Below are 13403 nucleotides of genomic sequence, written 5' to 3'. Positions count from 1 at the left end.
TGTGGCCAGCAGCTTTCTGCTTTTTATTATTTTCTGGCCATCAATAACATATGTGATACAGGAAATGGGATAGGTAAGGGTACATCATTATTGCACGGGCGCATCAGTTGTACCTTTCCTTCCAGCCTGTTTTTCACAATCCATTCATTCCGCCACGTGGAAGATAGGTTATCCAATCTTAGTCCGGCTTCCTCCAGCGCTGCTTTCCAGTCGCTGTAATTCCAGAAACAAAACGTTTCATGCATTTCACTGAGCCAGTTATCGTGGTAATCTTTTTTGAAAAGAAACTCACAGGCATTTTGCATAGATAACTGCGCATAGGTTTTATCTGCGATAGTTACCCATTCATGAGGTAATTGAAATCCTTCATGATGACGGAAATCTTTTACGAATTGTTTGAAAATGGCCATAGTAGATAGTTTGCCCAGCCAGGCTGCCAGTTCATGTGTATTGGCATTTTCGGGTTTAGGCAAATTGTTTTCTCCATCTGTGTTGTTGAGCCATAATAAGACCGTTTCTTCTTTATTCTCTGGTCCCACCACATCTCTGTTAATCCATACACCGCCGGGAACGAGTTCACTATAACGGTTACGAATGAACGCTATTAAATCTTCCCTGCTACCATACGATTCTATTTCATGTGTGAGTGAGGAGGTATGAATGGTATTCATGCTGCCTGCTTCAAATACGAGGCTTGTCACCGCATTTTTTTGTGAGAAGAAAACTGATGGGTTGGCGAATTCACCGTTATGTTTTCGTTGCAGGCAGATATCGTATAAATGCCGGGATACTTCAATGCCGTAGAAGTCGCACTCATGGAGACGATCATCTTCGCAGGCCATTTTAATCCAGGAGCCTACTGCGCAACCGATGTCGCCGATAGTGCCGGGCTGAATGTAGGGGGCTGTTTCGCGGTATTTGTCGGCCGCGATATCGTCCATTTGTTTTACGTATACGTTGTAATCGCGGGTAGCGGTGAGATCGCCGTCTGCTCCAATGATAGGATCTTTCAGGATATGCTGCACCTTCTCTCCTACTCCATACAGTGACCATATTTTAAAAGACGCCGGGTGCATCTGGTCGAGGATGGTTTTGTTTTTGCGCCAGTCACCGGAGTGTGCTACCAGTTTTACTATGTCCCATGGCATGGGTTGTGTAAACTGGTTACTGGCAGGGTCCCATTCTGCCGGTAAAACGGTATAGCCATGATGGAGGTACATTTCCTTCACCGCGGTGGAGCAAATAACGAAGGTATTTTCCGGATTCAGCTGGTGTACACCTTCACTGGAATGTCGTATAGTCTTTACCGTATATTCTGTAAAATCGTTGATCACGCCTACGTCATCGATACCATACACAAATGCAGGTACATCCAGCGAGTTGGAGAATTCCTGGATGATCATGGCGCGGAGATAGAATGGTACCGGGTTCCGCTTGGTACCCAGGTGATTGGCAGAAGTAACGGCGAAGATAACACCGTCTATTTCCTGTGTGGCTAACGGGTTGCCATACACGTCTTTTTCGCCTTCCAGTTTGCATTTGATAAGGCGGTTCAGGTATTTGAACTGAAAATCTGTTAGCAGGTGATGGCGGCCAGGTATGAGTAGATACATGTCGTGAAGTTAAGCAATGAGATGAATTATCATAAGTCATATTCGTTAAAAAAAGTATAACAATTCAATATTTTGTCATAACCGTATGCGTTGCTGAATGTCTTATAACCTGCTGTGGAAGACCATTTTAGCTAGCATGATTCTTGTCTTGTAATAGATGGTTATGCCTGCATGATGTCATCTTTTTTAACGAGTATTAAAAACGTGTCATATGAAAAAAATAATATTGGTCACCTGCTTAATTATCAGTGGTTTCTTCTACGGGAACGGGAGTGCGCAGGTGAAATTAAATGTGAATGTAAATATCGGGAGCCAGCCGGTATGGGGACCAGTTGGATATGATTACGCCGAATATTACTATCTGCCTGACGCAGATGCATATTATTATGTACCCAATCATCAATATATCTATCTGAATGGAGGCCGGTGGGTGTTCGCTTCTGCATTACCTGGCAGGTATCACTACGATCCATACAGGAGCTACAAAGTAGTGGTGAATGAGCCGAGGCCTTATCTGCATCCAGACATATACAGGAACAAGTATGGTAAATACAAAGGGAATTATAATCAACAGCAGATTATCAGGGATAGCAGAGATGAAAGGTATTATGTAGTAAAAGGCCATCCTATGAATGGAAAGGGTAACCAGAAGAAATACTACGGCGATGATAATAATGGCAACAAGTATAAAGACAAGGGACATGGGAATAACGGTAATGGGCATGGCAATAATGGTAATGGGCATGGGAACGGCAATGGGAATGGTCATGGCCACAACAAGGACTAATCGTTTTTTTATAAGTGTAAGGTGTCTCATTCCTGGGGCACCTTTTTCATTTGTGGCAAAGTAAAAGGCCGCCTCACACAGGAGGCGGCCAGGAGCTGAGGCAAACTTGCTGGAAGAAATAAGGATGATTTTAGAGAACGGCGGTTTTGCGGACTTCATCGAAAGTATAGCTCTTGATGACTTCACCGTTTTCGAATACCGTTTGCAGCAGATCGGCGGAGGCGGGAGCTTCTGCTTCGCTGACTGTTTTGAAGGTGTTATTATCTTTTACGAGCCTGAGTTTTCCGGCTTTTGATTTTTTGAAAGAGGTGCGTAAGTGGCCGGTAGCATCTAGCTCTACCGGCATCTTTTGTACATTGATGGGCGCTCCGTTCACCACAGCGTAAGCGCATTTGAGGGCAAATTCCTGCGTGTCGCGGTTTACGCGCTGGAGCAATGCGCCACCCATACCCAGTACGAGGTTTTCAGCACTGATACCTGCTTGTTTCAGGGCTTCAAATATGCCAGGTATAGAAGAGTAGCTGATACCATCGCCTTGTATTACCCTTACCTGTGGAGGTAATACTTTAAAGCCTTTTTCATTGGTAGTAAAGCCAAACTTATCCATCAGTATACTGAAGATTTTCAGGAGGGTTTGTACGGGATCGCCGCTATCGGGGCGGATAACCAGGGTGCCATCTCTCTTCAGTATTTGTTCTTTTAGAGCAGTACCCCAGTATTCTTCGCAGGCCCGGAAAATATTGTAGGAGTCGGATACACAGGCGATGGTGCCGGTGGGATAAGTATCCAGTATATGTTTGAATATTTCCAGTTCTCCTTCTTCTCCTAATAAAGTAACAACAGAGTGTTCGGTAGCGGGAATGGACAGACCGGGTGCAGTGGGGGCATCATAATATCTTTTGGCAAACAGGGATCCGGGAATGGTATCGCTACCAGCGAAGTTAACCAGGTGGGCGCTACCGCCTATACCGGCGCTTTCTACAGAGCTGGCGCCGCGGAAACCAAAGTCGTTGAGTACAAAATCAATTCCGGCAAAAGCTTCCTGGCTGGCGGTTTCGTCATAATATTTCTTTACTACTTTTTTAATTTCGCGGGATACAGATGCTACGGTGCAGGGGTACCATACCTGCATGAGCAGTGTTTCGAGGAAGTTGGTGAGCCAGAAACATTCAGGGTCAGTGTTTTCGATGGTCATCAGCACATTTCGTACAGGGACTACCGTACCTTCTGCTACTGCTTTGATGCGGATGGGAAGTTTACCACCATGTTTGTTAATGATGTATTCAAAGCGGCTGCGGTCAAAAATATCTTTGCGACCAAAAACCTCTGTGAGCATGGTTTCTGCTTCGTCCAGCTTCTCTTTGGTGAATACTTCTCCGGCTAAATATTCTTTCAGAAAATATTGGAGACCATAGAAAACGGTTTCATCAAATTTACCACCTCTGCTTTCGAGGTAAGAGTAGATGTATTCGGTGCCGGGAATATAGAGTTTGTGGTGGGAGTATTTGTAAGCATCTGCGAGGAGGATTAGATTTTCCTTTGTCATATCTCAATATTTTAGTCTTAGTAAGAATATTTTTCTATCAGTTTGGCGAGTAAAGGGAGGTGTGTATCTGTAATTTCTCCCTGGGTCATTAAATCCGGTATATCCTTTACCGTTACCCATTTTACTTCGGCCAGGTCATCACCGGCGGCGGGTGTGCCGTCCACCAGGTCTGTACTGAACAGGGTGGTAATGATTTTGTTCACTTCAGAGCGATACCGCCAGTCGTTCACCCGCAGGGAGGCGACGTATTCCATGGGGCCAATTTCCAGTTTGCCACATTCTTCCTGTAACTCTCTGGCAGCGGCCATTTCGAAATTATCGTCTGTTGGGTCGGAAAATCCGCCAGGCAATCTCCATGCTTTTTCGTTGGGTTTACGACCTAACAGTAGCTCTTGTTTATTGTTTCTGAACAGTGCAATATCTACGGTTGCGTATACAGAAGGAAACAGGTTATAGGTATTGTATATAATGCCTGCGCGAAATTCTTCTGTGTCAAACACCTTGTCGGATAAGGCTTCCCGCATAGCGGTGGCGTTATAATCTTTCACCGGTGGCAATGCTTCGGTAGTATACTTACCGGAGTAAGTGCCCATGAAGCTATCGCGGCTGCCGTATAGCAAAAAGCTTTCGTGCGGAAAGTTGTTACGCAGCAGTTCATCCAGTTTCTGTGACCATACGGCATCGCTTTTCTGATCGCTCAGTGGTAATACGATGATTTCCGGGAACTGTTGTTTGATCATACGTTCGCGGGTGTAGTAGTCGAGCGGATTTTTGCGGCTGCCTCTTACCGGGCTTACACCTAGTATGATCAGCACCCGGTTGTGCTTCTGCTTCACTTGCCGAATCAGTGCCAGATGACCTTCGTGTAAGGAAGGTGTCTGGAACCTGGCGATAATAACTCCTGTGGGCTTCGTGTTTTGCATATCCGAGCTATTTTGTGTAATTGTTACACAAATGTATGTAGAGGGTTTGAAATGACAAAATATTTCTTGTAAAAAATACACAAAATAAAAAGTCAGGTGCCGGGAGATTGGTGGAATGCAATCTGATGGCAGGCTGAGATAGGATAAATGTAATGAGTTAGCGTGAAAGTTGTATGCCTGTCAGATTAAAAAGAATGTCTCATTTATGAGACATGTGTCTTATCTTTGAGCTATGGAAGAAACAGCCCAAAGAATTATTGATGCCGCCATTTATATATTCAATGATAATCTTTCCGCCACTTTAGACGCTGTTGCAGATAAAGCCGGTGTAACCCGAAGAACACTCAACAGGTATTTTAAGGAGCGTGCGCAGCTGATAGAAAGCTGTAAAACCGAAATGCGTCAGACCTGTGAGCAGGCAATGAATACTGCTTTTAATAACAATACTGATCCTTTAAAGCAACTGGAAATGATGCTTTATGCCGGAATTGATTGCGGATATAAATATGCATTTCTGAATAAACTGAAACAGCAAAACATACCTCCACAAGTAGAAGTCTGTAATGACCAGATGGATAATGTAAAGCAGAAATGGTTTTCGCTGGTAGCTGGCTTGCAAAAGAATGGTACAGTAGATAACCAGCTTACGCTGTGGTGGATCTTTGTTCTCTATGGTGGCATGATCAATACCACCATAGATGCGTTACGATCCGGTAACGTTGCGCAAAATGATATTAAAAAATTCGCCTGGTTTTCTTTTAGCAGGAGTATCGGCATAACGTTTTAAAAATGGAACAGCATGATTGATTTTTTAAAGCCTGTCATATGACGGAATTCTGGGAATCAAGTTTTATAGAAAAGCAATTAATGTGGGGTGCGGAACCAGCAGATTCCGCCATCCAGGCAAAAGATTTTTTCATAGCGAATAACGCCCATGATATACTGCTGCCTGGATTTGGATACGGCAGAAATGCCAAGATCTTTCATGATAATGGTATTAACGTTACCGGCATCGAGATCTCCAAAACAGCCATAGATCTGGCAAAAGCCCAGGGGGCTGATGACATGACTGTTTATCACGGTTCCGTGTCGGACATGCCTTTTGATAACAAATTGTATGACGGAATATTTTGCTTTGCGTTGATCCATTTATTGAATAACCAGGAAAGAAAGAAGTTCATCAGGGATTGTTATGATCAGCTGAAACCCGGTGGATATATGATTTTCGTGACGATCTCAAAAAAGGCGCCTATGTACGGGAAAGGTCGGAAACTGAGTAGAGAGCGGTTCGAGGCAAGGAAAGGCGTACAACTGTTTTTCTATGATGCCGATTCGATACAACGGGAATTTGGAAAGTATGGGTTGATGGAATTCTCAGAAATGGAGGAGCCTAATAAGCAGGTGGAGAATGGAGCATCACTGAGTTTTATAATTATAAAATGTAAGAAGGAATAATAAGGCAGATTGATGGGCGGCCGGATATGTTTCCGGCCTTTTCACAGCACACTCCTATCTTCAGAAATTAAATCTCAAACGTCATCCCTTCTTTCTTCAACTTAAAATACCGGTCCTCATCAAAGCTGAACAGATTGGCGGGTCTCCCCTGCGACACCTGTTTTTGCTTTTCATTATGCGAAATCAGTATGCCGAGGTGGTTAATCTTCTTTTGAAAATTGCGGCGGTCAATCGGCCGGTCGAGCAAGGTTTCATAGAGTTTTTCCAGATCGGCGATGGGGAATTTTTTATCGAGGAGTTCGAAGCCGATAGGTTCGTAGCGGATTTTGCTGCGCAGGCGTTGTACGGCCACGTTAATAATGGTGGCGTGATCGAAGGCCAGTGCGGGGAGGTCTTTGATGTTAAACCAGTTGGCATCTTCCGCATCGGAGCTGGCAGCCAGTTTAAAGTTAGTGGGATTTACCAGGCCGAAGTAGGCGATAGACACTACCCTGCCGCGTGGATCACGGCCCGGGAGACCAAAAGTATACAGTTGTTCCAGGTAGTTGATGTTTACGCCGGCTTCTGTGAGCAGTTCACGGGTCACTGCTTCTTCCAGGGCTTCTTCGTCCAGCACAAATCCACCGGGCAGCGCCCAGCTGTGCAGATAGGGCTGTATGGTGCGCTTAATAAGCAGTACCACAATGCCTTCTTTGGGAATATATCCAAATACGACCGCATCTACGGTTAGTCTGATGTTTTGTTTTATCGCCGCCAAACTCTTATCTGATTATTTTACTTGAATGTAATGATCTAACTGGGCAGTGCCTTTATGTAAATTTACGAACAAAGGATTTTTCTGCGGATCAAAAACGATAATAGTGCTTTGTTCCCATATATCCTGAGGGGTGGGTAATTCTATGATCACTTCCTGGCCGTTGGCGCGGTGAAACAGCAGGCTATCTTTTGCGGCGATGTGGCCTTTAAACTGGTGCTGGTCCAGGTAGTCGGTGAGTTGTTTTCTTAGTTGCAGTACGGAATCGTTCTCTGCGCTGGCGGCCGGTTTAAATTCGCGGTACACGTAGGATTTCTCGCTGATCACATCGTAAGCGGATTTGTCTGTAGTGTGCTCGTCATTACGGGAATGGTTACACGCAAACAGTGTTACGGTGATAGTAAGGAGTGATAATATTTTATTCATGATCTCAAAGCTTTAATGTTCGTAACAATCGTAGTTGCGTTGGCGGTAAATTTTGCCATCGCGAAATTCGATGATGGTGCAGATGAATGCTTTCATTATTTGTCCCCGGCGGAATTGTCCTGCATCTACTCCTATTTCGCCGGTCCATTTGGCTTCTACCACGAGGGTGTTGCCGGATTCCACTACTTTCAGCACGCTGAAGTGTTGGGATTTTAAGATGATTTTATTGGTAGCCATGCTTTCCAGCATGATCTCAAAATTTCGTTGTTTGATCTCATTCGAGAGCTGATTTGGATATTCAGTCTGAATGATGTTGGGATGAAAAATCCTGGCAAATTCAACGGGGTCTGCTGAAAAGCTCTCCAGCAGCTGGAAATACCGGTATATAAGCGCCAGTTTCTCGTCCATTTAAAGGGATAAATTGAAGTATGTACGGTGCGAAAATATACAATTAGAGGTTAGAATTACGAATTAGGAATTACGAATTACGGATTTGTGGGGAGGTTGACCGCTATCATCTCCCCACAAATCCGTAATTCGTAATTCCTAATTCGTAATTCCTGTGAATGCGAGTTTGTCTTTATCGTTTGTTTTATCAATGATATTGTATACCAGCTTCAACACGTTGAGGGTGCCATCGTAATTTATCTTGTTGTCGCTGGTGGCCGTGCTGGTAGAGAAGTAAAGAACGGGTATATTTTTTTTGTAGAAAGATGCATGATCAGAGTTGTAGATACCRCTGGAATCATATACCAGTGGCAGCTCTTTGGTAGTGGCCTGTTGTAGAATTGCAGCCCATCCCGGGGAGGTGCCGGTGCCACCGATCTGTAAGGCGGTGCCGGGGTTCAGCTGGCCGATGCCGTCCATATTAATCATATAGTTTACCTGCGAAAGGTTCACGGTGCTGTGGGCCGCAAAATATTTAGAGCCGGACAAGCCTTGTTCCTTGCCGGAAAAGGCGGCAATAATATAGTTGTTGTTATGGAGACGGGAGTTGTTCAGTAAGCGGGCTATTTCCAGCAAAGCCGCTGTTCCGCTGGCATTATCTTCTGCCCTGGACGTGGTTTCCCAACCGCGGTAGTCATAATGTGCGCCGATGATGATGGTTCTGGGGGCTTTGTTGTTAATATAGCCGATCACGTTGGTACCGCTGCGTTTAATGGCTTTAAAGGCAATCTGCATGTTTACCTGGAAGCTGCCGGCATCTTCGGCATTCAGCTTTTTGCTGACATCGTTGCTCACCCAAACGGCCGGGATGCCTGTAGGGGTTGGGTGTTGCTCGAGCCATTTCAGTACTTCAGCAATGGTTTCTTTCCCATTATAAAATACCACACCGGAGGCGCCGGATTTTTCGGCGATCTGGGTTTGCTGCAGATATAGCTGGAGCATGCTTTTCTGGCTGTCGGAATCTATTTCGGCCACATTAATGAGCCAGATGTTATCGGGTTCATTTACGCTGGGCATCGCTTCGCCTTTGGCTGATTTCTCTGCGCTGAAGGGTAATGGGAGAAATTGTTTGCCTGCCAGCAACTTATCTTCATTGATGGTTATATGGCAGGAAGCTGCCGGTTCACGGGTTTCTTTTATGGTAAAAGTCTGTAAAAATCCATCTTCTCCCATGGGAGTTAAACCGTTTTGCTGCATCTGTGCGGCAATGTATGCTGCGGCGAGCTGTTCACCGGGAGCCCCGGTACTACGGCCTTCCAGCTTATCGCTGCTTAGGTAATTAATGTGCAATTGTAGGTTACCTATGGTTTTTCTGTCCTCTTTCTTCTGTGCATGAACGTATATGGTTACAACCACCAATGGTAACAGCCAGGTTATCTTTTTCACAGCAATCTGATTTGGGTGTTGGTGCAAAATTACGGATTACCAGTGTCGAATAGCTAAATTGAGTGAAGTTCTTTTGACGATCCTGTTGTATTCTAACTAATTATAATGTAATGCTTTCGTCTTAAAACAGTCATTCGCCACTTTCTGTTGGCCGTTCATAATTCTCAAATCGCTATTTTTGCCCCGTTTTAAAAACAAAGTATGAAAAACACGCCTTTTACAGAGAAACACATTGCGCTGGGTGCCAAGATGGCTGCCTTTGCGGGTTACAACATGCCTATTTCCTACACTGGTATTAACGATGAGCATCAGGCGGTGCGTACAAACGCCGGCGTGTTCGATGTAAGCCACATGGGCGAATTTATTTTAAAGGGCGAAAATGCACTGGACCTGATTCAGCGCGTTACCAGCAATGATGCATCCAAGCTCACTGCAGGCAAAGCTCAGTACAGCTGTTTACCCAACAACAACGGTGGTATCGTAGACGATCTGCTGGTTTATTGCATCGAAGAAAATAAAGTATACATGCTGGTGGTAAATGCCAGCAATATTGAAAAAGACTGGAACTGGATCAGCCAGTTCAACACCAACAACGTGGAAATGCACAACATTTCCGACAAAACCTGTCTGCTGGCCATCCAGGGACCTAATGCTACCAGCATTCTCCAACCGCTCACAGAAGTAGACCTCGTGAACATGAAGTACTACACCTTCACCAAAGGCATGTTTGCAGGAGTACCTAACGTCGTGATCAGCGCTACCGGCTACACTGGCGCAGGTGGTGTGGAAATTTATTTTGAAGATGTAGATGGCGCAGCAGACAAGATCTGGGACGCTATTTTCGCAGCCGGTGGTCCTAAGGGCCTGAAACCTATTGGTTTGGCCGCCCGCGATACCCTCCGTCTGGAAATGGGTTTTTGCCTCTACGGTAATGATATTGACGATACTACTTCTCCCATGGAAGCTGGTTTGGGATGGATCACCAAATTCACCAAACCATTTACCTCCAGCGAGTTATTTGCAAAACAGAAAGCAGAAGGTGTTACCAGAAAGCTGGTAGGTTTTGAAATGGTGGATAAAGGTATTCCCCGTCACGACTACGAAATTAAAGATGCGGAAGGTAATTTGATTGGCCGCGTAACTTCCGGCACCCAATCCCCTTCTATGCAGAAAGCTATCGGTCTCGGCTATGTGAAAACAGCTTTCGCAGCGCAGGATACTGAAATATTTATTGCCGTTAGGGATAAGGCCCTGAAAGCAAAAGTGGTAAAAGTGCCATTCCTGAGTTAGGAATATGTATGAATAGCCGGTTAAAGTTGTTAATTTCGGTGCCTGGAAAGTTTTCAGTGCACCGGAATTTTTATATTTTATTACCATATCTATGCCTACCATTCACTTAACTACTGTCATCCATGCTCCGCTGGAGAGGGTCTTTGACCTGAGCAGGAGCATTACGCTGCACAAAAAAAGTATGTCGCACCGCCAGGAGGACGCGATAAAAGGTCGTACCAACGGACTGATATCTTATAACGAAACAGTGACCTGGCGAGCAAAGCATCTGGGCAAAATGAGGGAGCTGACGACTAAGATCACCGCGATGCGCCAGAATGAGTTCTTTACTGATGAAATGACTTCCGGCGACTTTACCCATTTGAACCATGAACATCACTTTAAAGAAATCGGCAACGGTACAGTAATGATTGATATCATGGATTTTGGAACGCCCTACGGCTGGTTCGGACGGGTATTTGAACGATTCTATCTGTGTAAATATATGACCAAACTCCTGCAGGAGCGTAATAATGCCATTAAGGGTTATGCAGAGAGTGAAAAGTGGAGAGTAATCCTTGATTAAAGTTAAAAGTAATTGAATGACAGAAAGCAACAAACCCAGTCTGGAAGTATGTTTATCTCCGGCTTTATTACATTTGTTTGATGTAAAAAACAGTATTGTAGTTATTATAGATGTACTACGCGCTACTTCTACCATTTGCACTGCACTGTATAATGGTGCTTCCCGGGTAATACCAGTGGCCAGTGTGGAGGAATGTGTGAACATCGGCCGTGCCATTGGTGGCATCACCGCCGGTGAACGCGATGGCAGAATAGCAGAAGGACTGGTACACGGAAATTCTCCTTTCGAGTATCCACGTGAGTTTGTAGAAAATAAAACACTCGTTTTAACCACTACCAACGGTACCAAATTATTGCACATGGCGAAAGATGCCATACAAATCATTACCGGCTCTTTCCCTAATATCAGCGCCGTGTGTGATTACCTCATCGCACAAAATCAAAACGTTATTCTTGGCTGTGCTGCCTGGAAAGACCGTGTAAACATGGAAGATACTCTGTTTGCCGGCGCCGTGGTAAGCCGCATCAAAGCGCACTTTGACGTAAGCTGTGATTCTGCTGTTGCCGCAGAAACCCTTTACGATACCGCCAAAGGCGATATCTATACCTTTATGACACAAGCGTCCCACTACAAGCGCTTAGCGAATTATGGGCTGGAAAAAGATATACATTACTGCCTCACCGCAGATGGCGCTAACGTGCTGCCACTGTTTAAGGACGGGGAGTTGATTGCAGGATAATTTTCTTGCATTGGATAAAAAGAGGAGCGAAGATGACCATATCAACGATGGGATCTTCGCTCCTCTTTTTTGACCCTCTCAGGCTGCCACGGACGAAACCTTGCCTTTATTCAGCGCAAAAAACGTGGTCACCAGCAACATCGTCAACGGGTAAGATATTTCTGCAAAAGAGGCGCCACTGCTCACTTTAAAGATCGTGGCCACGACCATGGTTAAGAATAAACCGATCGCTAATGGTCTCACAAAAAATCCGGTGATCAATGCAAGCCCGCCTAAGAACTCTGCCAGGGTAGCCAGTAAGCCAAATCCAACCGGGAAGAAATCAATCCCCACCGTTTTTAAGGTGCCGCCCAGGAAGCCCCAGGTACCAGGGCCGCCGGCCAGTTTCATGATACCAAAAATGGTAAATAAAACGCCTATGCCTATACGTAAAATTAGAAATGCCAATTTGTTGTTGTCTTTCATAGCAATTGTAGTTTAAGTAATACCACAAAAGTAGACTACATCAACACACCAGTCGATGGATAAAAAGTGGTTTGTATTGTACTTTTTTACATTTGCTGTTCCTGTTCCCGGAATTGCTGTGGAGCTATACCCATATTTTTTTTGAAGAAACGATTAAAATAGGCAGGGTCTTCAAAGCCAATCTGATAGCCTATTTCCTTGATACTGAGCGTGTCTGTGAATAACAGGCGCTTGGCTTCCAGCAGCATACGTTCCTTTATAAGGGTGCCGGCAGTTTTGCCGGTGAGTTTTTGTACCAGCGTATTCAGTTGCCGGGGTGTAATATGCAGTCTGGCGGCATAGTCCTGTACTTCATGCAGTTCATGAAAATGCTGATGCAGCAGCTTTTTAAATTCCAGCAACTGTGTTTGTGGGATGCCGGGATGAAGGTGTGTTTCCTGCAGGTGTTGTTTCCGGATACGCAGTATTTCCATCAGGATCACGCGGATATAGGAAAACAGGATATCTGCTGCACCATTGCCCGCCTGGTCGTATTCCTGCAGCGCCAGCGTCATCAGGGTATGTAAGCGGGTGTATTCAGGTGGTTGCAGCTCAATTACAGGATAGGTTTGCAGGTTGTCGAACAGGAAGTGGGCGTATAGCTGGTTGTCGGGGTCGTTGCCGCTGCTGAAAAACGGCTCGTTAAATTTCAGGGAAAAGCCCCTGCTGCCTTTAGTACGCACCAGTTCATGTACTTGTTCCGGGGATAACATAAACACGGCTGGTCCTTTGAATGGGTAAGGTGTGAAATCTACATGATGTATGCCTTCACTGTCGTTCAGCAACATAATTTCATAATAGTCATGACGGTGGGGATATTGCCGTTTCATGACCTTTCCTTCATCGTTTATGCCCGCCACCAGCACATCTTTGAGCTGAGTGGGGATGTTGGCGGTAACGCCGTCGGATATACGATGAGATGGAATCTGTTTTCGCTGCATGTCCAAATGTACAAGAGATTGTTAGGT

15 protein-coding genes are annotated in these 13403 nt (G+C 45.1%); 6 read left to right on the top strand and 9 right to left on the bottom strand.

Annotated features, from left to right (window positions below):
* Positions 1-26: 26 nt before the first annotated feature.
* Entirely contained in the window at positions 27-1613 is a 1587-nt protein-coding gene (locus AC1DP6_RS25025; RefSeq protein WP_477057283.1) for a class I SAM-dependent methyltransferase, read from the bottom strand.
* Positions 1614-1824: 211 nt separating this feature from the next.
* Between AC1DP6_RS25025 and AC1DP6_RS25020 the strand changes: the two genes are divergently transcribed.
* Positions 1825-2400 (top strand): hypothetical protein, encoded by a 576-nt coding sequence (locus AC1DP6_RS25020; RefSeq protein WP_477057282.1) that lies wholly within the window; start codon positions 1825-1827, stop codon positions 2398-2400.
* 130 nt (positions 2401-2530) lie between these two features.
* Here the strand turns inward: AC1DP6_RS25020 and AC1DP6_RS25015 are convergent, their stop codons facing one another.
* Together AC1DP6_RS25015 and AC1DP6_RS25010 are read right to left on the bottom strand one after the other, a co-directional pair.
* Positions 2531-3946 carry a nicotinate phosphoribosyltransferase gene (locus AC1DP6_RS25015; protein ID WP_477057281.1) on the bottom strand — a complete coding sequence of 472 codons (1416 nt, stop codon included), beginning with the start codon at positions 3944-3946 and terminating at the stop codon, positions 2531-2533.
* A gap of 17 nt (positions 3947-3963) precedes the next feature.
* Positions 3964-4869 carry an NUDIX domain-containing protein gene (locus tag AC1DP6_RS25010; RefSeq protein WP_477057280.1) on the bottom strand — a complete coding sequence of 302 codons (906 nt, stop codon included), beginning with the start codon at positions 4867-4869 and terminating at the stop codon, positions 3964-3966.
* A gap of 232 nt (positions 4870-5101) precedes the next feature.
* Here AC1DP6_RS25010 and AC1DP6_RS25005 point away from each other — a divergent pair, with 232 nt between their 5' ends.
* The gene (locus tag AC1DP6_RS25005; protein ID WP_477057279.1) at positions 5102-5656 is read left to right on the top strand and encodes a TetR/AcrR family transcriptional regulator; all 555 of its coding nucleotides are present in this window, start codon (positions 5102-5104) and stop codon (positions 5654-5656) included.
* A gap of 38 nt (positions 5657-5694) precedes the next feature.
* Positions 5695-6324, top strand: coding sequence for a class I SAM-dependent methyltransferase (locus tag AC1DP6_RS25000; RefSeq protein ID WP_477057278.1), 630 nt, complete (start codon positions 5695-5697; stop codon positions 6322-6324).
* A 67-nt stretch (positions 6325-6391) separates the two neighbouring features.
* On the opposite strand, the gene AC1DP6_RS24995 is transcribed toward AC1DP6_RS25000, so the two are convergent.
* The 4 genes from AC1DP6_RS24995 to AC1DP6_RS24980 form a co-directional block, all read right to left on the bottom strand.
* Complete coding sequence (locus tag AC1DP6_RS24995) at positions 6392-7081, bottom strand: NUDIX hydrolase (protein WP_477025248.1); 690 nt, start codon at positions 7079-7081, stop codon at positions 6392-6394.
* A gap of 12 nt (positions 7082-7093) precedes the next feature.
* Positions 7094-7504: a hypothetical protein gene (locus tag AC1DP6_RS24990; protein ID WP_477057277.1), complete on the bottom strand. Its 411-nt coding sequence runs from the start codon at positions 7502-7504 to the stop codon at positions 7094-7096.
* A gap of 12 nt (positions 7505-7516) precedes the next feature.
* Positions 7517-7912: a nuclear transport factor 2 family protein gene (locus AC1DP6_RS24985; protein ID WP_441572872.1), complete on the bottom strand. Its 396-nt coding sequence runs from the start codon at positions 7910-7912 to the stop codon at positions 7517-7519.
* Between the two features lie 138 nt (positions 7913-8050).
* Positions 8051-9337 (bottom strand): M28 family peptidase, encoded by a 1287-nt coding sequence (locus AC1DP6_RS24980; protein ID WP_477057276.1) that lies wholly within the window; start codon positions 9335-9337, stop codon positions 8051-8053.
* 201 nt (positions 9338-9538) lie between these two features.
* Here AC1DP6_RS24980 and gcvT point away from each other — a divergent pair, with 201 nt between their 5' ends.
* The 3 genes from gcvT to AC1DP6_RS24965 all read left to right on the top strand — a co-directional run bounded on the left by gcvT (position 9539) and on the right by AC1DP6_RS24965 (position 11931).
* Entirely contained in the window at positions 9539-10627 is a 1089-nt protein-coding gene (gene gcvT, locus AC1DP6_RS24975; protein ID WP_477057275.1) for a glycine cleavage system aminomethyltransferase GcvT, read from the top strand.
* Between the two features lie 91 nt (positions 10628-10718).
* The gene (locus AC1DP6_RS24970) at positions 10719-11192 is read left to right on the top strand and encodes an SRPBCC family protein (RefSeq protein ID WP_477057274.1); all 474 of its coding nucleotides are present in this window, start codon (positions 10719-10721) and stop codon (positions 11190-11192) included.
* A 16-nt stretch (positions 11193-11208) separates the two neighbouring features.
* The gene (locus AC1DP6_RS24965) at positions 11209-11931 is read left to right on the top strand and encodes a 2-phosphosulfolactate phosphatase (protein ID WP_477057273.1); all 723 of its coding nucleotides are present in this window, start codon (positions 11209-11211) and stop codon (positions 11929-11931) included.
* A gap of 78 nt (positions 11932-12009) precedes the next feature.
* On the opposite strand, the gene AC1DP6_RS24960 is transcribed toward AC1DP6_RS24965, so the two are convergent.
* Both AC1DP6_RS24960 and AC1DP6_RS24955 read right to left on the bottom strand, forming a co-directional pair.
* The gene (locus tag AC1DP6_RS24960) at positions 12010-12396 is read right to left on the bottom strand and encodes a DoxX family protein (RefSeq protein ID WP_477025244.1); all 387 of its coding nucleotides are present in this window, start codon (positions 12394-12396) and stop codon (positions 12010-12012) included.
* An 86-nt stretch (positions 12397-12482) separates the two neighbouring features.
* A complete protein-coding gene (locus AC1DP6_RS24955; protein ID WP_477057272.1) occupies positions 12483-13376 on the bottom strand; it encodes a helix-turn-helix domain-containing protein in 894 nt (297 codons plus the stop codon).
* Positions 13377-13403: the final 27 nt, after the last annotated feature.

The sequence above is a fragment of the Chitinophaga sp. 01L420 genome, assembly GCF_056399985.1.
The sequence above is the reverse complement of the archived record's forward strand: the minus strand, read 5'-3'. Positions and strand labels throughout refer to the sequence as shown.